At 69.8% G+C, this 21,869-nt stretch carries 18 protein-coding genes; 12 read left to right on the top strand and 6 right to left on the bottom strand.

The window, feature by feature from the left end:
- The first annotated feature begins 3 nt into the window (after window positions 1-3).
- Both DKM19_RS49365 and DKM19_RS10115 read left to right on the top strand, forming a co-directional pair.
- Window positions 4-183 carry a hypothetical protein gene (locus tag DKM19_RS49365; protein WP_162641394.1) on the top strand — a complete coding sequence of 60 codons (180 nt, stop codon included), beginning with the start codon at window positions 4-6 and terminating at the stop codon, window positions 181-183.
- Window positions 180-680: a hypothetical protein gene (locus tag DKM19_RS10115; RefSeq protein WP_110695469.1), complete on the top strand. Its 501-nt coding sequence runs from the start codon at window positions 180-182 to the stop codon at window positions 678-680. Before DKM19_RS49365 ends, DKM19_RS10115 begins: the two co-directional genes overlap by 4 nt.
- Window positions 681-834: 154 nt before the next feature.
- Here DKM19_RS10115 and DKM19_RS10110 read toward each other — a convergent pair whose 3' ends face one another.
- From DKM19_RS10110 to DKM19_RS10100, 3 genes are all read right to left on the bottom strand, one after another.
- Window positions 835-2,427, bottom strand: a complete 1,593-nt coding sequence (locus DKM19_RS10110) for an alkaline phosphatase (protein ID WP_110705616.1) — start codon at window positions 2,425-2,427, stop codon at window positions 835-837.
- 94 nt (window positions 2,428-2,521) lie between these two features.
- Window positions 2,522-3,655, bottom strand: a complete 1,134-nt coding sequence (locus tag DKM19_RS10105; protein ID WP_110695468.1) for a HupE/UreJ family protein — start codon at window positions 3,653-3,655, stop codon at window positions 2,522-2,524.
- A 78-nt stretch (window positions 3,656-3,733) separates the two neighbouring features.
- A complete protein-coding gene (locus tag DKM19_RS10100; RefSeq protein ID WP_162641393.1) occupies window positions 3,734-7,615 on the bottom strand; it encodes a metallophosphoesterase in 3,882 nt (1,293 codons plus the stop codon).
- Between the two features lie 491 nt (window positions 7,616-8,106).
- Between DKM19_RS10100 and DKM19_RS10095 the strand changes: the two genes are divergently transcribed.
- On the top strand, window positions 8,107-9,300 hold the full coding sequence (locus DKM19_RS10095) for a hypothetical protein (RefSeq protein ID WP_110695466.1): 1,194 nt from the start codon (window positions 8,107-8,109) through the stop codon (window positions 9,298-9,300).
- Window positions 9,301-9,387: 87 nt separating this feature from the next.
- On the opposite strand, the gene DKM19_RS10090 is transcribed toward DKM19_RS10095, so the two are convergent.
- Window positions 9,388-9,741: a VOC family protein gene (locus DKM19_RS10090; RefSeq protein ID WP_110695465.1), complete on the bottom strand. Its 354-nt coding sequence runs from the start codon at window positions 9,739-9,741 to the stop codon at window positions 9,388-9,390.
- Window positions 9,742-10,360: 619 nt separating this feature from the next.
- Here DKM19_RS10090 and DKM19_RS10085 point away from each other — a divergent pair.
- Window positions 10,361-11,668 (top strand): UDP-glucose/GDP-mannose dehydrogenase family protein, encoded by a 1,308-nt coding sequence (locus DKM19_RS10085; RefSeq protein WP_204359057.1) that lies wholly within the window; start codon window positions 10,361-10,363, stop codon window positions 11,666-11,668.
- 78 nt (window positions 11,669-11,746) lie between these two features.
- Window positions 11,747-12,274 carry a pyridoxamine 5'-phosphate oxidase family protein gene (locus DKM19_RS10080; RefSeq protein WP_110695463.1) on the top strand — a complete coding sequence of 176 codons (528 nt, stop codon included), beginning with the start codon at window positions 11,747-11,749 and terminating at the stop codon, window positions 12,272-12,274.
- 186 nt (window positions 12,275-12,460) lie between these two features.
- Here the strand turns inward: DKM19_RS10080 and DKM19_RS10075 are convergent, their stop codons facing one another.
- Both DKM19_RS10075 and DKM19_RS10070 read right to left on the bottom strand, forming a co-directional pair.
- Window positions 12,461-13,573 carry a glycerophosphodiester phosphodiesterase family protein gene (locus DKM19_RS10075; protein WP_110695462.1) on the bottom strand — a complete coding sequence of 371 codons (1,113 nt, stop codon included), beginning with the start codon at window positions 13,571-13,573 and terminating at the stop codon, window positions 12,461-12,463.
- A gap of 183 nt (window positions 13,574-13,756) precedes the next feature.
- Entirely contained in the window at window positions 13,757-14,749 is a 993-nt protein-coding gene (locus tag DKM19_RS10070; RefSeq protein ID WP_305000302.1) for an acetylxylan esterase, read from the bottom strand.
- A gap of 261 nt (window positions 14,750-15,010) precedes the next feature.
- On the opposite strand from DKM19_RS10070, the gene DKM19_RS10065 reads away from it, so the two are divergent.
- The 7 genes from DKM19_RS10065 (at window position 15,011) to DKM19_RS10035 (ending at window position 21,861) form a co-directional block, all read left to right on the top strand.
- Window positions 15,011-15,772: an NAD(P)-dependent oxidoreductase gene (locus tag DKM19_RS10065; protein WP_110695460.1), complete on the top strand. Its 762-nt coding sequence runs from the start codon at window positions 15,011-15,013 to the stop codon at window positions 15,770-15,772.
- Window positions 15,773-16,115: 343 nt separating this feature from the next.
- Window positions 16,116-17,639 carry a cytosine permease gene (locus DKM19_RS10060; RefSeq protein WP_110695459.1) on the top strand — a complete coding sequence of 508 codons (1,524 nt, stop codon included), beginning with the start codon at window positions 16,116-16,118 and terminating at the stop codon, window positions 17,637-17,639.
- On the top strand, window positions 17,636-18,301 hold the full coding sequence (locus DKM19_RS10055) for a cysteine hydrolase family protein (protein WP_239514181.1): 666 nt from the start codon (window positions 17,636-17,638) through the stop codon (window positions 18,299-18,301). Before DKM19_RS10060 ends, DKM19_RS10055 begins: the two co-directional genes overlap by 4 nt.
- Window positions 18,298-19,017: a GntR family transcriptional regulator gene (locus tag DKM19_RS10050; RefSeq protein WP_110695458.1), complete on the top strand. Its 720-nt coding sequence runs from the start codon at window positions 18,298-18,300 to the stop codon at window positions 19,015-19,017. Before DKM19_RS10055 ends, DKM19_RS10050 begins: the two co-directional genes overlap by 4 nt.
- Before the next feature lie 137 nt (window positions 19,018-19,154).
- Window positions 19,155-20,210: an ADP-ribosylglycohydrolase family protein gene (locus DKM19_RS10045; RefSeq protein ID WP_110695457.1), complete on the top strand. Its 1,056-nt coding sequence runs from the start codon at window positions 19,155-19,157 to the stop codon at window positions 20,208-20,210.
- A gap of 93 nt (window positions 20,211-20,303) precedes the next feature.
- Window positions 20,304-21,263, top strand: a complete 960-nt coding sequence (locus tag DKM19_RS10040) for a PfkB family carbohydrate kinase (RefSeq protein WP_110695456.1) — start codon at window positions 20,304-20,306, stop codon at window positions 21,261-21,263.
- A gap of 133 nt (window positions 21,264-21,396) precedes the next feature.
- Window positions 21,397-21,861, top strand: a complete 465-nt coding sequence (locus DKM19_RS10035) for a GNAT family N-acetyltransferase (protein WP_204358734.1) — start codon at window positions 21,397-21,399, stop codon at window positions 21,859-21,861.
- Window positions 21,862-21,869: the final 8 nt, after the last annotated feature.

Raw genomic sequence — 21,869 nt, 5'->3', positions numbered from 1 at the left:
ACGGTGTCTGAGATCATGAAGCTGCTCCGCTCCGCCGGAAAGGCAGTCGTCGCCGAGCGGGCGAATCGACGGCTCCTCCGGGACAGCGGCCTGACCGCCTCCAACGGCCGCGCCGTCCCTCCGGTGAACCCGTTCGGATTCGCCCTCATGGACTCCCATCGCGCCCTCCAGGCGACACCGTGAGCTTCGGCACCTACGCGCGCCGAGTTCGCGATCAGGCTCTCCCGTACGGCCGGCGCTACACCTCCCTCAGATGCGCGGTCGGGCACTACAAACCCCTTGGGTTCAACGCGACCTGGAACCACATCACCAGCCGCGCCGGGCAGGTGCGGACGGACGAGGCCGCCCTGCTCCGCGCGCTGGACATCCTGGAGACCAGCAGGGAAGCCCGACTGGCGGAGATGGCGGCGTTCGCGCTGCGCCGTAAGGCGGAGAGAGAGTACGTCGTGGAGATCGTGTCGGACATCCACCGCGCGCTTGAGGATCTCAACCGGCCCGGCTCCGCCGTCCATGCCGCCTACGGGCGATTCCTCGCCGACAACCCGAACTTTCTGACGACGACAGGGCAACGGGTGATCAGCTATTGGAGCTGCTACCACAGAAGCGCCTACCCTCGGCTGCGCGAGTACCCGGGCCACCTGCTGGTGTCCGCCCTGCGAGCGGCCTCGGCCCGATCGTGACGCTCGGCCGACGCGCCGGGCCGGCCGGTGGCTCCGTACCGCTCTGCCCGGGCGCACGGGTCGATGATCTCCAGGTCCACCGTCGTCCCGGCGCCGGGCTCGAAGACGAGCGGCGGCCTGGGCGCCTCGGCACTGGCCGCCAGATGACGCGGCGCTAGACCCTGACGGCTCCCGGCCGGCGGTCCTCGATCACGAACGAGGCGAACGTCGTGGCGGCCGCGTCGGCCCGGCTGACCGTCGGCACCATCCGCAGGTCCGTCCGCCACTCGTGCGCGTCCAGCCTGCAGGTGACGTAGCCGCGACGGTCGCCGTCGAAGAACTTGATGTGCGGGTTCCATTTCATCATCGGCCCGTAGTACGGCCCGTAGACCTCCGCGTCACCGTTGGTCGTGATGGAGGTGCCGACGAACTCCGTGGCCACGACGGGGGACTCGGGCCTGTCGAAGTCGCTCTTGATGTCGTTGACGAACGTCGAGTGCCAGTCGCCGGCGACCAGCACGGGGTTGCGCACCCTGGCCGAGGTGAACGTGTCGGTGATGGCCTTCCGCGAGGCCGGGAAGCCGTCCCACGCGTCATGCCAGAGGATGTCGCCGGTCGGGCCGTCGTGGTCCAGGCGTGCCATCATCACGCTTGTCGCGATGACGTTCCATCGGGCCTTCGAACGGCGTAGCCCGTCGAGCAGCCACTTCTCCTGCGTGGCGCCGAGCATGGTGCCCTTGGCCGGGTCGTCGCCGGCGTCGCACGCCGGCGCCTCACCCCAGCCGCACGGCGGCGCGGTGCGGTACTGCCGCGTGTCCAGCAGATCGATCTGCGCGAGACCGCCCCAGTTCGACCGGCCGTAGAGATCGACCGAGCCGTTCCTGCGCGGCAGCGACCGGCGGCGCACGGGCTGGTGCTCGTACCACGCCTTGTACGCCGCGGCCCGCTTCGTGCTGATCGTGCCGTCGTACGCCCCGACGTAGTCGTTCTCCACCTCGTGGTCGTCCCACGTGACCATCCACGGGAAGCGGGCGTGCGCGCGCTGCAGGTCCGGGTCGGACTTGTACAGCGCGTACTGCATCCGCCAGCGGTCGAGGTCCTGCGGCCCCTCGCGCAGCACGTCCGGCATCGCCGTCTTGCGCATGCCGCCGTCGGCCGGCACTCCGTACTCGTACACGTAGTCACCGAGGTGGATCACGAGGTCGAGGTCCTCCTCGGCCATGCTCCGGTAGGCCGCGTAGAAGCCGTGCGTCCAGTCCTGGCAGGAGGCGAACGCGAACTTCAACGACTCCAGCGAGCCGTGATCGCGCGGCGCGGTGCGGGTGCGGCCCACCGCGGAGACGTCTCCGCGGTAGCGGAAGCGGTAGTAGTACTCCCGACCCGGCGAAAGCCCCTCGACCTCGACATGCACCGAGTGCGCCAGCTCGGGCAGGGCCGACACCGTGCCGTGCCTGACGACCCTTCGCATGCGCTCGTCCAGCGCGACCTCCCAGTCGACCGGCACCGAACGGCTCGGCATGCCACCGTCGGGGCTGAACAGCTCGGGCACGAGCCGGGTCCACAGCACCACGCCATCGGGCAGCGGGTCGCCCGAGGCGATGCCGAGCTTGAACGGGTACTCGCCGCTGCGGGTGCGCGGCGCCGCGAGGGCGGTGCCCTGGAGCGGCACCTGGCTGAAGGCGGCCAGTCCGGCGACGGTGCCCACGCCGACGAGGAGCCGACGACGGTTCAGACCGGACAGATCAGGTGAGATCGGGGGGAGGGTCATGGCCGCCATACCATCGGCCGATGCCAACCGTCAGGCGTCCCCGGGGTGGAACCGACGTGACGCCTCGCCAAAAGCCTGAAGCGGCCGGCTCCCGTCAGAGCGGCAGCGGGATGCGGTCGAAGAACCAGTACAGGCTGACCGCCACGATGGGGACCGACAGCGCGGCCACCGCCCAGCGGGACGCGGACGTCCGGCGCAGGAGCACCAGCAGCGGGAAGAGCACCGCGATGATCGCGAGCTGTGTCAGCTCGATGCCGACGTTGAAGCTCAGGAGTGACAGGAGCAGCTCCCACGACCCGCTCTCGTTGATGTCCAGCGCGCCCGCGAAGCCCAGCCCGTGCACCAGGCCGAAGGCGAAGACGATCGGCAGCCGCCATCTGCCCAACTTGTCGTCCTCGCGGCCCAGGAGGTTGGCGAGCGCCACGACGATGATCGACGCCGCGATGATCGGCTCGACGATCTCTCCCGGAACGTCCACGACTCCCATCGCCGCCAGGAGGAACGTGATGCTGTGGGCGACCGTGAAGGCGGAGGCCGTGACGACGACGTCGCGGAGGCGGCGGGCGCCGATGAGCAGGGCGATCAGGAAGAAGATGTGGTCGAGGCCTAGCACCAGGTGCTCGGCGCCGAGCAGAAAGAACTCCCAGATCTGATCCGACGCCCGGCGCTCGCCGATCCGCAGCGTCGGGTCCTTGGCGACCAGGACCGCGGAGCCCTTCGTACCGTCGAGCTCGTACCGGACGAGCGTCTCCGTGCTGTGGACGAAGCTCTCGGAGTCGGGGAACAGCGCGCTTGAGATCGCGTGGGCTCCCCCGGCCTCGCCCTCGCAGGCGTAGGCGTAGGTCAGCACCGCGAAGGCCACCTTGTCGCGGACGCGTACGTCCGCGTCGCCCACCATCGTGGGCGCGCACGGCCTGTCGTCGTACGCCACGGCGAAGCGGCCCGTGACGTAGTCGGTCACGGCGTCGCGGTTGATCGCGAGCTGGCGGAGCTGCTCGGTCCGCTCCTTCGCCTCGTAGGCCTCCGCGTAGAGCCAGGCCGACTTCATGAGGAGGTCGTACTCGAGGTCGAGCACGACCCTGACGTCCGCGCCCGTGCCGGTCACCTCGGCGTGAGCGCTCGTGGTCGCTTCGTGCGCCGCCGCAGGAGCGGGGTGCACCAGGTCGGCCATCACGCCGCCGAGGATGACGGCGAGGATGACGGCGGACAGCCAGCGCCTGCGGGGCATGTCTCGTTTCTCCAGTTCGGGGGTGAATGCCGCCCCGGACCGGGTCCGGGGCGGCGGCGATTGGTCAGTGGTCAGTGGTCAGCGGTCGAACCAGCGGTACATGGGTGAGTTCGGTCCCCACGTGCCCGGGCGGCCGTGCTTGTCCTTCGTGACGAAGACGCTCGGCTCGGAGGCGGTCACGCCGCCGCCGGTGGAGCGTGCCGTGACGAACCAGGCGTAGGCCGTGTCCTCCTTGAGGCGGTCCCAGGTCACCGAGGCGACCTGACCCGAGGCGACCGTGCTCTTGCCGATGGTCCGGGTGGGCTTGTAGAGCGCCAGCGAGTCGGTCTGGAAGCTCGTCGTACGGGAGGTGAGATCGACCGGCAGCACCATGTTGTCCTCGAGCCCGTTGTAGCGGTGCAGGGGGTCGAACTCCATGGCGCCGAAGTCGTTGAGCAGCGGGGAGTACGTGTCCACGCTCAGCTCCGCCCGCTTGACGTTGAACTGCAGCAGCCGGAAGAAGCTCGCGCCGAACTGGAGCTGGTCGGCCGGGTTGTATCCACCGATCTCGGTGAGCCCGAGACGGTCGGCCGACACCGTGTAGAACTGGTAGTCCGCCAGCAGCTCGACGACGCCGTTGCCGACCTGGCCCACCTTCGGCTTCACGTTGGTGCCCACGCCGTGCTCGTGTCCGGCGAGGATGAGGAAGACGTTCGCGTTCTTCTCGACCACCGTCTTGTAGAGCATCGAGCCGTCGGGGGCGGAGAATCCGGCGCCGCGCCCGTCGGGGTTGGTGCTCGGCACGAGATAGTCGTGCGAGAGCAGGATGCCGTTGCGGTTGGGGAACTTCTTGAAGACGGAGTCGGCCCATTCGGCCTCCTCCCTCGTCACGCCGTACGACAGGCCGACCACGACGAAGTCCAGCCCGCCCGCCGAGAACAGGTCGTAGTGGTTCTGGTTGTCGCCTTCCTTCCACGGGCCGCCGTACTTGGCGTGCTGCCAGCCCTGCGACGCCGTCTGGTACCGGCCCGGGCCGTAGTACTTGTTGTAGATCGCGTCCGGCCCGTCCTCGGTGCCCGACTGGTTGTCGTGGTTGCCGGCGATCACGCCGTTCGGGATGTTCGCGTCGTCCAGCACGCGCTGCTGCTTCGAGGACACCTCGAACTCGCCGACGACCTGCTGCTGCGTGGCCTCGTCGGCGGGCTTGCGGATGTTGTTCTCGATGATGTCGCCGGTGTGCGCGACGTACGAGATCTTGCGCGCGTCCTTGTTCGCCTTGATCCAGTCGACGACGCCGGCGTAGGCGGACTCCCACACCGCGCGCTCCTCGGGGGTCTCCTGCTCCACCGCGCCCTCGGAGATGTACTGCGTGTCGGTGTAGTGGACGATCGAGAAGTCGTACGTGGAGGGGTCGGCGAAGCCGTTCGGGTCACCGGGCTCGATGTCGTCGGCGAACGGGTCCTCGCCGGTCACCATGACATGGATCTTCTGCTTGTCGACGTACTCCCCGTCGACGACGGCCGTGAGAACGGTCTTGCCGCCGGCGGCGCCCCGGGTGCTCGTCAGGAGGTCCCACGCCTTGGTCTTCGTGTTCCACACCCGCAGCGACGCCAGGCGCTCGGGGTCGATGGCGCCCTCCCAGCGCAGGACCGGCGAGTCCACGTGGCCCTTCACCTGGACGTCGTACCGCTGGTAGGTCAGGTCCCGGCCGGCGGGCGCGTCGAGGGTCCTGCCGTCGGCGGGATCGAGCCCGTCGGTCCTGACGCGCCTCTCGCCCGGGATCCGCAGGGTCGTGGGGACGGACGGGGCCGTGCCCTGGAACACCTCGTCCGGGGTCAGGATCTCGGCCTCGGAGAACGTCGCCGTCACCTTGCCGCCGTCGGGTTCGGCCACCTTCGCCGAGAGCCTGACGGGATCCGACACGTTGACGGCCCCTACGGCCGGGGTCAACTCGGTGGGGACGTCCGGGATGCCCGCGGATTCGAACACGATCTCGCGGGTCAGGGTGTTGCCGAGCCCGTCGGTGCCGGTCACGGCCAGGGTGTGCTTACCGGCCTTCAGACCCGGGCCCACCTGGGCGCCCAGCGCGATCGGCCGGCCGTCGAGCTTGATGTCCGGCCCGGACACGACGCTGGAGGCGTCCTCGATCCTGACATCCAGCACGACCGAGGCGGTGATCTTCTTGTTCGCGGCCGGGACGCTCCTGACGACCTGCGGCGCGGAGTTGTCGGTGATCAGGAGGCGGGTGGCGACCTCACCCGTGGTCGACTTCGCGGCCAGGGTGTGCTTGCCGTCCTTGATGGCGGTGGTGTCGAGGTCCGCTCGCAGGCCGCGGGCCGGAGCGTCCACGAGGAACTCGAGGTCGATCTCGGTCAGCGGGTTCACGGTGTCGCCGCAGTTGCCGTCGCCCATGCCGTACGAGGCCTTGAGCATCTGGCCGGTCGCCGTGCCCTGTGCCGGGGTGAGGGCGATGTTCGAGATCGTGAAGTCGTCGCGGTTGTTGCCGCAGGACGTCGGGAAGGTGCCGGTCACGAAGTCGATCGTGTTCCAGCCGGGCACGAGGAACTCGTTGGGGATCGTGAGGTCGACGCGCCGGCTCACGAAGTCGCCGTCGAGCACGACCTTCTGGCCGTTGACGAGCACGAAGTTCTGGTAGCGCGCCTCGATCGAGTTGGTGGCCACGTTGAAGCTGAGGGTCGCGTTGCCCGAGCCGAGCGTCTCGATGACGTGCACCGCCGGGGCGTCGATCGTGTAGCGCAGCTCGACCTCGCGGAGGAGGGCCTGGTTGTCGCCGCAGGTGCCGTCGCCCATGTCGTACGACGGTTTGACGTCCTGGCCGGTCACGGTGGCGCCGTCGAGGGCGAGATCGAGGTTCGCGATCGCGAAGTCGTCGCGGTTGTTGCCGCAGGACTCCTTGAGGTCACCGGTGACGACCTTGATCGTGTTGTCGCCGGGCACCAGGAACCGGGCCGGGACCGCGACGGTCACGCGACGGCTCACCCAGGAGCCGCCCAGGTCGATGCGCTTGCCGTTGACGAGCAGGAAGTTGTCGAACCTGTCGTCGATCGAGTCCGCGCCCACGTCGAAGCCGAACATCGCGGCGCCGTTGCCGAGCGTGGCCTTCGTGACGGGTTCGGCGTCGTCGACGGTGAGGGAGCCGACGCCGCCCTCGCCGGCGGCCGGGACCATGGCGAAGACCGGCTTGGTGCCCGCCACGAGCGTGCCGTCCACGGGCATCAGCCGCGGCGCCCCGGCCGGGGCGTTGTTCACGGTCACGGTGTTCTTGACCGTGACCCTGGCCGCGGTGGTGGCGGTGATGACGTGCTCTCCGTTGGAGAGCGTCGTCGTGTCCACGTCCGCGGTGAGACCCGTGGTGCCCTGAGGGTCGGACTGGACGAAGAACTTGAGCGTGGCGCGCGTCAGCAGCGAGGTGTTCGTGCCGCAACTGCCGTCGCCGAAGGAGAGGGTGTAGGGGTTGTCCTCGCCGTCCGCGACCTCACCGAGCAGTTCGAGGCTCACCTCCGACAGCACGAAGTCGTCGTAGTTCTGGCCGCAGGAGGACGCGATCGTACCGACGACGATCTCAACGGTGTTCTCACCCTTGACCAGGCGCTCGTTCGGGATCTCCATGGTCGCCCGCTCGTTCACGTGGTCGCCGATGTCGATCCGGTGCTCGCCGTTGACGAGCACGTAGCTGTGGTACTGCGCCTCCGTCGAGTTCGAGCCGACGTCGAAGCTGAGCTTGGAGACGCCCACCGTCCGGGTGGCGTTGAGTGCGGCGCCGTCGACGGCGAGTGTCGTGACGCTGTCACCGGCCGTGGTCGGGACCGCCACGACCTTTGCCGTGCTCTCGAGGTACGAACCGCTGACGGGGGTGAGCGTCGGAGGGTTCCGGGAACCGGTCGGCGTCGGGCTGGGCCGTCCCCGGTCCCGTTCTCCCGGCTGCGGATCGGCGTACGCCGCCGTCACAAGACTGCTCACGAGCAGCACCGCGACAGCGGCGGCCGCGGCGAGACGTCCTCGGCTCCGTAAGCCACCGAATAATTTTTGTGCTGCCATCGGCTGCATCGGGTGCAGTCCCTCCTATTGCGTTCATAAGCACCGATCAAGTGGCTTGCTCTCGGGCGGAAACTTTGGATCGCACGAGTGAACGCTGTGCATGGAGAGACTGAAGAGAAGAGGAAATATCAAATCATTCTGACCATCTGTCATGAGACAGGAGTAAATAGGCCGCAAGTCGTCCAATGGCCACGCATCAGAACATGGAGACGAGAGGATCGCACCCCCGAGGAGCGGCGCCGCCGGTCGGGACCAGGCCGGACCAGGGACGCCAGAATGCCCAACCGGAGGTCAAGGCCACCGCCCGATTCTTGGCATTTGCCTGCTTACCGGACAAGTATCGGCAGAGGAGAATAAGAGCGGCATTTAGGGATAAAGGGGACTTTCCATCCACGCATCGAGAGGATGCGATGATGATCACCATCGACATTCCCATCTGGGCCGCCCGCCTGCGCGCACAGCGGCGGGCCCATCTGTGGAACCGGCGAGAGCTCGGGAAACAGATGGCCGACGCCTCGGACGAGTCGACTCGTGATCGCCTGCCTGGCCAGGAGGGGCTCGCGGGGATGGTCCGCTCGTGGGAGGCCGGGGAGCAGCGGCCCGACGAGCTGCACGCGGAACTGCTCTGCCGGGCGTTCGGCACCGATGAGACGGACCTGTTCGTCGGAGACGCGGCGGGCACGACGCTCTGGCACCACCTGACGGGCGTTCCGCTGATGACGGAGAGCTTCTCGGCCGAGGAGGAGGAGCGCACCGGCCGGGCGATCGAGGATCCCCAGCGGGCCGACGACCAGACCGCGGCCTACTTCGCGACGATCCTGCGAACCTACGCCCTGACGGACCATCACCCGGCCGGCCTGGCCGACACCCTGTCCCCGGTCTTCGACACGATCGAAGGGCTGCACCGCGGCGTCGGATCCGGCATCCGTCAGGCCTTGCTCCTGCTCAGCTCGCAGAATGCCGACCTGGTCAGCCGCATGCACTACGAGGCCGGCAATCTCAGCGAGGCGCTGGCGTGGTCCGACCGCGCCCTGACCGCGGCGCACCGAGCCGGTGACGAGCACCTCGTGGCGTACGCGCTCGCCCACCGGGCCGGCCTCCAAGGCACCTGGGACAATCCCGGCGAGGTGATAGACCTCGCCGTCGCCGCCCGCGAACGCGTCGCCCCGCCCGCGCCGCTGGACGCGATGGCCCGCCGGCACGAAGCCCAGGGCCACGCCATGGCCGGAGCCGAGGACATGTGTCATCGCCGCCTGGAGGAGTCCGCGGAGTCACCCGAGACCCCGGGCGACGACCTGCCCTACATGGTCGACTATCCCGCCGGGCTTCCCAACGCGCTGGCCGCCGGGTGCCTCATCGAGCTTCATCATCCCGCCGACGCGATCGAGATCCTGGAGCGGGACCTGCGGGGAGCCCCGGCGGGCTACATGACGGCCTACACCATGGCCCGTCTCGCCCATGCGTACGCCGACGCGTACGAGAGCGAGCGTTCGGCCGCGATCGCTCGCGAGGCCTTCGACCTGTCGCGGCGGACCGGTGCGACCCGGGCCCTGCAGGAGCTCAACCTCATCCAGGACGACCTCCACCGGTGGGCGCCCCACCACTGAAACGGGGTACCACCGTCGATGGCTTCCACATCGACACCGTCGCGGGCAGAGCCGCCTGCCCCGGCCGGGCAGAGAGGTCATCCGTTCTCAGGTAAGCGGTTCGAGGAATTCCAGGCGGTTGCCGTGGGGATCTTCACTGTAGAAGCGGCGCATCCCCGGGAAGTCGTCATCAAAGGCGACCGGATAACCGGCCTCGTTCAGACGCCGGGCCCACCGGTCGATGTCGCGGACCAGGAGACCGGGATGCGCCTTGCGCGCCGGGCGGAAGTCGGCTTCGACGCCCAGGTGCAACTCGATGCCATGGCCGCGGAACCAGCACCCGCCGCGTGCGGCGAGGACGGGTGGTTTCGGGATCTCGGGCAGGCCGAGCACACCTTCGTAGAAGTCCCTCAAGGCAGGCTCGCTACCGGGGGGACAGGCCAGCTGGACATGATGCAACATCGCAACTCCTCACATATATCTTCATATCAAGATATATGTGATCTCGCGTACCACGCGACCATCTCGGCCGGACCGGGCACGCCTTCGTAGCCGCCGGACCGTGACGGGGAAGTCTCCTGTCGGAGGCGGCGTGCGCCGCGTCTCCAGGCGCGGCGCCTGGGCGGGGCGCCGGCCAATCCTGTCGCGATGGATGGAGGTTCGAATGCCTCGGGCGGCGGAAATGTCGGTGGGTTCTGGAAGGATCCCGAATCACGCCACCTCGCGCTCCTGCGGGCGACCGCGAGGTCGCTGGAGAGCGGCAGACCGCTCCACGGCTGGCGTCCCACCGTCGTGAAGGGCGAGCTGGACTGGGAGTCGACACGGTGACGATCCGATTCACCCGCCGGGGCACGGCTCCCGTGAGCCGTGTCCGGTCTCCCGCGGACCTCGCCGGCGGCACCCGTCCCGTTCTCGCGGTGCGCCGAAGGCGGCACGGCGCCGGCCTCGCTCGCGCGGTAAGAGAGGACCTGGTGTCCCATCTCCGCCCTACCGGCCGTGTGAGGGGCGTTCCAGCGTCCTCAGCCGACAAGGTTGACGTTCACGCTGTACCTCCTTGCGGAAGGACGATGAACACGTGCGAATGACGGTGATCGGGTGTGGCCATCTGGGCGCGACGCACGCGGCCTCGATGGCGGAGATCGGCCATGAAGTGGTCGGCGTGGACATCGACGAAAGCAAGATCGCTATCCTGCGGTCGGGGCGGTCCTGGTTCCACGAGCCGGAGCTGGATGAGATGCTCGCCCGGCACGTCGCCTCCGGGCGTCTGCGGTTCACCACCGACTTCGCCGAGGCGGGTGAGTTCGGGGAGACGCACTTCCTCGGGGTCTCCACTCCCGGCATGGCCGACCGGGACGACTACGACCTGTCGCAGGTGTTCGCCGCGGTGCGCTCTCTCGCCCCGCACCTGCACCGGCCCTGCGTGATCGTCGGCAAGTCCACGGTGTCGGTCGGCACCACGGCGGCGACCCAGGCTCTGGTCCGGGAGCTGGCCCCGGCGGGAGACGACGTCGAAGTCGCCTGGAATCCCGAGTTTCTCCGGGAGGGGCACGCGGTGCAGGACACGCTGCGCCCGGACCGGATCGTCGTCGGAGTCACCTCCGCGCGGGCGGAGGAGAGGATCCGCGAGGTGTACGGGCCCATCACCGACGCCGGGGTCCCGCTGGTCGTCACCGACCCGGCCACGTGCGAACTCGTCAAGGGATCGGCGAACGCCTTCCTGTCGATGAAGATCTCCTTCATCAACGCGATGGCGGACGTCTGCGAAGCCTCCGGTGCCGACATCTCCGAGCTCGCCGACGCCATCGGCCTGGACTCACGGATCGGCCGTGCGTACCTGGACGCCGGCATCGGCTACGGCGGCGGCTGCCTGCCCAAGGACACCCGCGCCTTCGCCGCCCGGGCCCACGAGCTCGGCGTGGACTGTGCGGCGGACCTGCTTCGCGCGGTCGATCGGATCAACGCCGGCCGCCGGGACCGGGTGGTGGAGATGGCCGGTAAGGCGTGCGGCGGTGATGTGGCCGGCCGCCGTATCGGCGTGTGGGGTGCGGCCTTCAAGGTGGGCACCGACGACGTGCGCGACTCCCCCGCCCTCGACGTCGCGGCCCGGCTCCACGCGCTCGGGGCGACGGTCACGATCTACGACCCGATGGCGGTGAAGAACGCTCACGCCGTCCACCCGCAGCTCGGCTACGCCGACGACGCCCTGACCGCCGCCGCCGGAGCCGACATCCTGTTGACCATGACCGCCTGGCCGGAGTTCCGGACCATCGACCCCGACGCGGTGTCCGAGGTCGTGAACCAGCGGGTCCTGATCGACGCCCGCAACGCCGTCGAGGTGCCCCGATGGCACGATGCCGACTGGACGCTGCACCGGCTTGGCCGCACGTAGTGCTCCGGGCCTCCCCTCCATCCGAGCCCGGGTTCGAGCTTCTCGGGAGCCGGGCCGAAACCACGAAGGAGACAGCACATGTCAGACATAGCAGACCCGACAGGCACGGAGCCGGTGACCGAGCTGGACGCCCGGTTCAGCAGCGACGGCGCGACCCCGACGGGGTGGATCCAGGCGCGCGACCAGTTGGAGAACGCGGAGATCTACTGGCTGTCGACGGTGCGCCCCGACGGACGGCCGCACGTCACCCCGCTGCTCTCGGTCTGGCTGGACGGCGCCCTGTACTTCTGCACGGGCTCGGAGGAGCGCAAGGCCAAGAACCTCGCGCACAACCCGCACTGCGTCCTGACCACCGGACGCAACGCCCTCGGCGAGGGCCTCGACCTCGTGGTCGAGGGCGAGGCCGTGAAGGTGGGCGACCACGCCAGGCTCCAGCTCGTCGCCGACATGTACGAGTCGAAGTACGGCAGCGACTGGCACTTCGACGTACGCGACGGCGCCTTCCACGGCGAGGGCAACAAGGCTCTGGTGTACGAGGTCGTCCCCGTGGTCGTCTTCGGCTTTGGCAAGGGCGACGAGTTCAGCCAGACCCGCTGGCGCTTCTGACGGAAGGCCCGACCCGCCACCTGACCTGACCGTGACGGCGTCGAGGCGTTCCGGTGGCACGATGCCGATCGGACATCGCGCCTGCTCGGCCCGCCCCTGACCTCGATCCACGGCATGCGAGGTCACGGCATCAGGGGCGTACAGAGCCCGGACGGGTACAGCCGTCCGGGCCCGGGCGCCTGCCGATCAGTGGCCGTGGTGCTTGAGGTGGTAGCTCTTGGGCAGTTTGAGGTCGCGGTCGGCCATGACCTCGCGCAGCCGGTCCGGGTAGTCGGTGATGATGCCGTCCACGCCGGCGTCGATCATCGCGTTCATCGTCGGCTTGTCCTCGACGGTCCACGGGATCACCTTGATGCCCAGGCGGTGCGCCTCGTCGACCAGCTCCTTGGTCACGTAGGGCTTGTACGCGGGGTCGGTCACCATGCCGCCCTCGGGGGTGCCGGGCAGCGGTGAGAACGCCGAGGCTCCGAAGGACTTGATGGCCTTCAGCGGGTCGCCGCCGAAGTCGTCGAGGTCGAGCCCGCCGAGCCACACCTCGGTGCCGGGCACGCCGTCGTAGACCGGGTTGGTCAGCGCCACCAGGGGCAGCCGCGGCTCGACCTGGTGCATGCGCATGAGGGCGCCCCAGTCGAAGCTCTGGATGGTGACCTGCTTCAGCATCCCGGCCTTGCGGATCTCCTCCGCCGCGACCTGGACGAACTGCTCACGCGGCGCCGTCTCCGTCGGGGCGCCCGCCTCGAACTTGGTCTCGATGTTCATCATCACGTCTTTCGCGTGATAGTCCTTGACCAGGTCGAAGACCTCACTCAGCAACGTCATGCGCGCCTTGGGCGCCGGGCGCTGCCCGGGGAACTCCGGCAGCGTCTGCGAGCCGCAGTCCATGGTCCTGATCTGCTGGACGGTCAGGTCCTTGATGAACTTCCCCACGTAGGGGAACTGGGGGTCACCGGCGGAGACGGGCCCGGTGTCCTTGCACTTGCGGCCGTCGATCTTCCGGTCGTGCGAGACGACCGCCTTGCCGTCCTTGGTGATCGCGATGTCCAGCTCCAGGGTGCTCACCCCGAGCTCGAGCGCGTTCGCGAAGGCGGGCAGCGTGGACTCCGCCACCAGCGCGGCTCCGCCCCGGTGCGCCTGAAGGTCGAAGTCACGCTTGGGCTGGTCGTGGTGACCGCCTCCGGGCTGGTCGTGGTGGCCGTCTCCGGGCCGACCGTGATCGCTGTCCGCCGAGGCCATCCCCGGCAGCGCTGCCATCGCCCCTCCGAGCGCCGCGACCGCCGCGACCTTGCGCCATGCACGCATGTGCTTTCCGCCCCCCTGCGAGTTGCTCCTGCGGTACGGCCGGGCAGAGATCGCCCGGCCGCCGTCAAAGATCCAGGAGCGGTGCGACAGGTGGGCATACAGAAGTTGCAATTGGGACGAAAGTTACATGAATGCCCGAAAGTAGACAGAGATCACTTCGCCGTCCACCGCATCCTCAAACTCCTAGCGGTCGGCCAGGAGTTTGCTCAGGTGACGCAGCTGCTCCTCCACCTGGAAGGGACCGCCGCCCTCGTGGTTGTTCCACGGCCAGACGGTGATCTCCTTCGGTCCCTGCCAGTGGTTGTAGGCGCCGAACACCGTGGACGGCGGGCAGATGTCGTCCATCAGCGCCACCGAGTACAGCGCGGGAACCTGGCCGCGGGCGGCGAAGTTGAGGCCGTCGAAGTAGGACAGCGTGCGGAACACCTGCTCGGGCGCGCCGCGCTGGGAGGACAGGAAGCGGACGATCTCCTGGTAGGGGTCGCGTCCGGTGATCTCCACGGCCCTGCGGAAGTGGGTGAGGAACGGCACGTCGATCAGAGCGGCCCGCACGTCGGGCCGGAGCACGGCGACGGCCTGGGCGATGCCGCCGCCCTGGCTGCCGCCCGACACCACGATCGCCCCGGCGTCGACCGCGGGGTGACCCGCCGCCACGTCGACGGCGCGCGCCGCGTCGGTGAACACCCGCCGGTAGTAGTAGGTCTCGGGGTCCAGGATGCCCCGGGTCATCATCCCCGGCGCGTGCGGCGCGCCGCCGGTGTGCGGGTCGGCGGTGGCGCCCGGCTGGCTCACGCTCGCCGCGCCCTGGCCGCGGGTGTCGACCACCAGCGTGACGTAGCCGGCCGACGTCCAGGTCAGATGATCGTGGGCGAAGCCCCGGCCTCCGCTGTAGCCGATGTATTTCACCACGCACGGCAGCGGGCCCTCCGCACCCCGCGGAACCAGGAACCAGGCGCTCACCCGGTCGCCGCCCCAGCCGGCGAAGGAGGTGTCGTAGACCTCGACGGCGGTCAGGGGAATGTCGTAGGGCGTGAACGTGGGGGCCAGGTCGTGCTCGGCGGCCTCGGCCAGGGTCCTGGACCAGAAGGCGTCGAAGTCGGCCGGCTCCTCACGCTCGGGCAGGTAGTCGCGGAGCTTCTCCAGGGGAAGGTCGAACAGCGGCACAGCGATCTCCAAGCTGTAGAGGGTCCTGACATTTCACATCATCGGCTGGCGAAAGCGCCATCCGGGGAACGCGGTCGCGACGCCGGTGGTCGCGGATGGCGCGCTCACGATCACCTGGGCGAGCACACGCGGTGCGGTGGTCCCCGCCGGCCTGCCCGGGCTCGGGGTGGAGATCGAATCTGGCGGCCGCCCGGCGTGCGACGCCGGTGATAATGAACCCGCCACCGCGCTTCCGGCGCGACGACGGCTCGTTCACGAACTGGTGAGGTTTCCTTGGCCACCGTACTGATCACCGGCGCCGCCGGAAGAGTCGCCGGGCAGCTCCGTCCCGGTCTGGAGGGGCTCGACCTGCGGGTGACCGACAGGCGTGACGTCCAGGGCTGGGACGGCGCCGAGGTCGTCGTCGGCGATCTGTCCGATCCCGCGTTCGCGGCCAAGGCCGTCGACGGCGTCGACGCCGTGGTCCACCTGGCAGCCTCTCCCAATCCCTCCGCCCCGTGGGCCGACCTGCGGAGCCCGAACGTCGACACGGTCGCCACCGTGCTCGACGCCGCCCTGACCGCGGGCGTCGCGAAGGTCGTCCTGGCCACGTCGGTGCACGTCATGGGCGGCTACGTGCGGCCGGGCGGGGCGCTCGTCGATCCGTCGTGGCCGGCCCGCCCGTGCTGCCGGTACGGCGCGACCAAGGCCTTCGCCGAGGCGTACGGCTCCGTGGTCGCCGCGTCGGGCGGCACCTCGGTCGCCTGCCTGCGGCTGGGCCTGTGCCGGCAGGCGCCGACGACCACGGGCAACATCGCCGAGTGGCTCGCGCCCGCCGACCTGCGGCGGCTGGTCCGCGCGGCGCTGGCGGCCGAGGTGCGCTACGGCGTCTACTTCGGGGTCTCGGCCAACACACGCCGTCTCTTCGACCTCTCCAACGCCCGCGCCGACCTCGGCTACGAGCCCCTGCTCGACTCCGAGGTGTTCGCCGATGAGATGCCGCCGGGCCCGGCGGGCCTGTGCGCGGTGACGCATACCGCGCGCGGACCCGCCTGACACGGCAACCGGGCGTGGATCTGCGACCGGGTCGGACGGGCGGGTGTGCGATGACGGCGCCCGCCTGACCCCGCGTCTCACGCTCCCCCCGGCAGGCCACGTCTTCGGCCGGAGTCCCGGGGTCACGACCTCGACGCGCCCTCGGTGATCTTTCCCCCGGTGTACGTCGACCCGTGGTTCTCACGGGAGAGGCGAAACTCCAGGACGAGGGTCCGGCCGGACGCCGGCCAGGCCCGGCATCGGTTTGGCCAGATATCGAAATCTTAGGAATTTTGACGCTTCCTTGACGCTTGGCGAGACCGGCCCCTACATTCCACTGAACAGGTCTAGACAGGTGGGTTCCATGGTCGGTAAGCAGGTCGGACAGGAAAGCGAGCCGTCCGGTGGCGCGGGCGGACGGCAGCTCAAGATCGAGGTGCAGGGGCTCGACGTGATCGGCGACGCCGATCGCAAGGGCCGTCCGCGACAGTTGTTCTGGCCGTGGTTCGGCGCCAACGTCTCGGTCCTCGGGCTGAGCTACGGCTCCTTCGCCCTCGGCTTCGGGATCTCCTTCTGGCAGGCGCTCACGGCCGGCATCCTGGGGATCGTCTTCTCCTTCCTGCTCTGCGGCTTCATCTCCGTGGCGGGCAAGCGGGGGTCGGCTCCGACCATGGTGCTGAGCCGGGCGGCGTTCGGGGTGCGGGGCAACCGGCTGCCGTCCGCGATCTCGTGGATCCTGACGGTGGGCTGGGAGACCGTGCTCACCGCGCTGGCGACGCTGGCGACGGCGACGGTGTTCGAGCGGCTCGGCTGGGGAGGCGGCACCTCCACGAAGGTCGGCGCCCTGATCGTGGTGACCGCCCTGATCGTGGTCGGCGGCGTCATGGGATTCGACCTGATCATGCGGATGCAGACGGTCATCACGGTCGTGACCGGCGTGCTCACGGTGGTCTACATCGTCCTGGTCCTCGACCACATCAGCTGGGAGGCCGTCGCCTCGGTCCCCTCGGGCTCAAGTCAGGAGTTCATCGGCGCCCTGGTCTTCATGATGACCGGGTTCGGCCTCGGCTGGGTCAACGCGTCCGCCGACTACTCCCGCTACCTGCCGAGGAGGTCGTCGGGCGCGGGAGTGGTGGGCTGGACGACGTTCGGGGCGTCCGTCGCGCCGATCGTGCTGCTGGTGTTCGGCCTGCTGCTGGCCGGCTCGTCCGCGCCCCTCAACGAGGCGATCGCGGGAGACCCGATCGGGGCGCTGACGACCATCCTGCCCACCTGGTTCCTCGTCCCCTTCGCCATCGTGGCCGTCCTGGGCCTGGTCGGGGGCGCCGTGCTCGACATCTACTCCTCCGGCCTGGCGCTGCTGGCGACCGGCCTGCGGGCGCCGCGCTACGTCGCCGCCCTGATCGACGGCGTGCTCATGATCGCGGGAACGGTCTACATCGTTTTCATCACCGACGACTTCCTCGGCCAGTTCAGCGGGTTCCTGACCACTCTCGGCGTCCCGGTCGCCGCGTGGTGCGGCATCATGCTGGCCGACCTCCTGCGGCGCCGCCGCGACTACGACGAGATCGACCTCTACCGTCCTTCGGGCCGGTACGGGGACGTCCAGTTCCGGTCCATCGCGGTCATCGTCATCGGCACGGTCCTCGGATGGGGTCTGGTCGTCAACACGTCCGCGAGCTGGCTGGAGTGGCAGGGCTACCTGCTCGATCCTCTCGGGCTCGGCGGCAAGTCCGGTTCCTGGGCCTTCGCCAACCTGGGGGTGCTGCTCGCCCTCGTCGTGGGGTTCGCCGCCACCTGGGCGCTCAACCGATCCAGCGTGCGCGCCCAGGAGGCCCTGGCGCCGGCGGGGCCCGGCGCGGCCCCGGTGGAGGCGGGCCGGCTGTGAGCACTCCGTACGCACCGGGCACCGATCCGGACGATCCGCAGAGCGCACCGTGGCTGGCGGTCATCGACATGCAGAAGATCTTCGGCGAGCCCGGCAGCCAGTGGTTCGCCCCCCGATTCGCCGAAACCGTCGGCCCGATCGGGAAACTGGTCGCGGCGTTCGGCCCCCGGGTCACCTTCACCCGCTTCGTCGCCCCCGAGACCCCTCGCGGCGCCTGGGCGAAGTACTACGCGCAGTGGCCGTTCGCGCTGCAGCCCCCGGAGTCGGAGATCTACCAGCTGGTCGACGACCTCGCCCCCGTCGCGGGCCCGACGCTGGACGCCACGACATTCGGCAAGTGGACCCCGGAACTGGCCGCCAGGGTCGGTGACGGCGGGCGGCTGCTCCTCGCGGGCGTGAGTACGGATTGTTGCGTGCTGTCGACCGCCCTCGCCGCCGCCGACGCCGGCGTCGAGGTCCAGGTCGTCGCCGACGCGTGCGCCGGCGTCAGCGACGCCGACCACCGGCGAGCCCTGGACGTCATGCGGCTCTACGGCCCGCTTATCCAGGTGGTCACCGTGGCCGACGTCCTGGGGCAGGACGCCGAGGTCCCAAGCATCCCGCGTGATGCAGGGGATCGCCCCGCGACGTCCACGGCGCCCGGGGAAAGGACGGGTCCGTGAGCGGCACCGTGCACCTCAAACACCGGCGGATCGCCGTCGCGCTGGAGAAGGAGATCCGTTCCGGCCAGGTCGAACGCGGGACCCGGCTGCCGGGCGAGCTCTCCCTCGCCCGGCGCTTCGGGGTCAGCCGCAACACCGTCCGCACCGCGCTCGCCGAGCTCAACGAGGCGGGCCTGATCTCCACGCGGACGGGCAAGGGGTCGTTCGTCATGTTCGACGGCCGCCCGCTGGACGACCGGCTCGGGTGGGCCCACGCGCTGGCCGCCCAGGGAGCGGAGACCCGGGTCCGGGTCCTCGCCATCACCGCCAGGCGGGACGATCGCCTCGCCGAACGCCTGAACCTGGACTCCCCCGAGGTGATCGTCGTCGAGCGTGTCCGCGAGATCGTCCCCAGGACCGTCGTCTCCTACGAGTGCAGTCGCGTTCCCGCGCTCGAAGGGCTGAGCGAGCTGCCCGGCCGGGGACTGGGAGGCGACTCGCTGACCGAGGAGCTCGGTCGCGCCGGGCTGCACGCCGACCACGGTGAGCAGAGGGTGCGCGGTCGCCGGATCGACGAGCGCGAGGCGGCCCTGCTCGGACGTGACGCGGGCGAGTGGTTCCTGAACACCGAACGGACGAGCTGGACGGCCGGCGGGGCCTTCGTCGAGCACGTCGACAGCCTGCTCGACCCCGAACACTTCCAGCTCCTGCTCAACTTCAACGAAAGCTCCTCATGACGTATAGACATCGGTATCTACTCGACGTCGACGGAAGCGCCTCATGACGGACAGACACCAGCACCCGCTCGACACCGCCGGAAGCGCCTCATGACGGACAGATGCCAGCACCCGCTCGACACCGACGGAAGCACCTCATGACGGACCGACAGTCGCGTGCCGCGGGTGCGCTCTACGGGCTCGCCCTCGGAGACGCGCTCGGCATGCCGACGCAGATGCTGTCCCGCCCGCAGATCGTGGCACGGTACGGCCCCTTCCTCGAAGGTTTCCAGGCCGCACCGCAGGACCATCCGCTCGCGGCGGGAATGCCCGCGGGCTCGATCACCGACGACACCGAGCAGGCCATGCTGGTGGCCGGGCTCATCATCGACGGAGACGGCGAGGCCGACGCGGCCGAACTCGCCAGACGCCTCGTGACCTGGGAGGAGTCCATGCGCGCACGCGGATCGCTGGACCTCCTGGGCCCGTCCACCAAGCACGCGGTCTCCGAGGTGCTCGCCGGGACCGACGTCAACGAGGCGGGCCGGTCCGGCACCACCAACGGCGCCGCGATGCGGATCACCCCCGTCGGCATCGCCGTGGGACCCTCGGACCTCGACGCCCTCGTGGACCGGGTCGTCGAGGTGAGCCGTCTGACGCACAACACCGGGGTCGCGCTCGCGGGCGCGGCGGCCGTGGCCGCCGCCGTCAGCGCGGGAATCGACGGAGCCACCATTCCGGAGGCCGTACGGTTCGCCGAGGCCGCCGCCCGGCTCGCGGCCCGGCGCGGGCACTGGGTCGCCGCCGCCGACGTGGCCGCGCGCATCAGGTGGGCGACCACCCTCGTCGAAGGGCTGTCCGCCGAGGAGGTCTGCGAGCGCGTCTACACGCTGGTGGGCACCAGCCTGGCCACCCAGGAGTCCGTACCCGCCGCCTTCGCGACCCTCTGGGCGTGCCAGGACGACCCGTGGCGGGCGTGCCTGCTCGCCGCCTCGGTCGGCGGAGACTGCGACACCATCGCCGCGATGGCCGGTTCCGTCGGCGGCGCCTGCCACGGGGTGGAGGCCTTCCCCGCCGACGCCCGCGACACCGTCACGCGCGTCAACGACCTGCGGCTGGACGACACCGCCGCCAGGCTGCTGACCCTGCGGGCGAAGAGCGCGCGAGGCGACCGTACCGCCCTTCGCGATCCCGGCCCGGGGGTGGGGCCGTGACTCCCCTATCGCGTCCTTCATCACCTCGGCTCGGAGGTAGAACCGTGGCTCTCGCACCGCCTTTCGTGACGCCCCCGGAACGGAGGTAGGGCCGTGGCCTCCGAATCCGGCCGGCTGCTGCACCTGGGCAACGTCGTCGTCGACATCGTCCTCGACGTCCCCGCGCTGCCGGAACGCGGCGGCGACGTGCTGGCCACCGGATCCGACACGACCACCGGCGGCGGGTTCAACGTGATGGTCGCCGCCGCGCGGCAGGGGCTGCCGGTCGTCTACGCGGGCGCCCACGGCACCGGCCCCTTCGGGGACAGGGCCAGGGCCGCCATGCTCGGCGCCGGGATCGAGGTTCGGCAGCGGCCGAAGGCCGGTCTCGACACCGGCTTCGTCGTCAGCATCGTCGACGCGGAGGGCGAGCGGACCTTCGTGACCAGTACCGGCGCCGAGGCCACGCTGACCGGCGAGGATCTCGACGCGATCCGTCCCGGTCCCCGTGACGTCGTCTACCTGTCCGGGTACGGCATGCTCCACCCGCTCAACCGGCGGGCCCTGATGGGCTGGCTGCCCGGCGTCCACGACGACGTCACGGTCGTCTTCGACCCGGGGCCCCTGGTCCACCTCATCCCCGCGGACGTCACGCGTTCCGTCATGTCCCGGGCGGACTGGTGGAGCTGCAACGCCCGGGAGGCGACCAGAACCACCGGTCGAGACGATCCGGCGGCCGCGGCGGCCGAGCTCGCCCGGCTCACCGGGAGGCGCGGCGTCCTGGTCAGGACCGGTCCCGACGGATGCCTGGTCGCCGCGCGCGACGCCGCTCCCGTCCACGTGCCGGGGTTCGACGTCCACGCGGTCGACACGAACGGGGCGGGTGACACCCACACCGGGGTCTTCGTCGCCGCGATCGCCACCGGTGCGGACGCGATCGACGCGGCCCGTACCGCGAACGCGGCCGCGGCGCTGTCGGTCACCTCCTACGGTCCCGCCACGGCGCCGACCGCGGCGGACCTGGCGCGGTTCGTCGCCGGTCAGCCCGCCGGGATATTCGGTGGTCGCGGGTGAGGAGCGGGTGTGAGGATGTCGCCATGTTCACGATGTCCTCCTGCGCGGCCGATGATCCGAGGCTGCTCGCCCTGATCGACGAGATGACGATCGAACGAACTCCCGTAGCGGCGCACACCCTCCGGGCGACGTCGTGAGCCCCGGCACCCACGTGCGCCGGGTCCGATCCGGCGACGCGGAACGGATCGCGGAGGTCTTCCTGGCCGCGCGCGGTCAGATGACGTACCTGCCGGAGCTGCACACCGACGAGGAGACCCGGGCCTGGATCTCCCACATCATGGTTCCCGGCCACGAAGTTTGGGTGGCCGAACAACACGGCCAGGTCATCGGGTTCGTCGCACTGAACGACCACTGGCTCGAACACCTCTACGTCACACCCGACGCCCAGGACCACGGCATCGGCACCGCCCTGCTCACCCAGGCCAAAAAGGCACGACCCGACCTGCTCAGCCTGCACGTGTTCCAGCAGAACACCGGCGCCCGCCGCCTCTACGAACGACACGGATTCACCCTGACAACCCTCGGAGACGGCAGCGACAACGAGGAGAAGGTCCCCGACGCCCGCTACGACTGGCAGGGTGCCGGCGAGCCGCGATAGCTCAACGC

The organism is Streptosporangium sp. 'caverna', assembly GCF_003203775.1.
Lineage (GTDB): Bacteria > Actinomycetota > Actinomycetes > Streptosporangiales > Streptosporangiaceae > Streptosporangium > Streptosporangium subroseum.
This window is presented reverse-complemented; position numbering and strand designations above follow the sequence as displayed.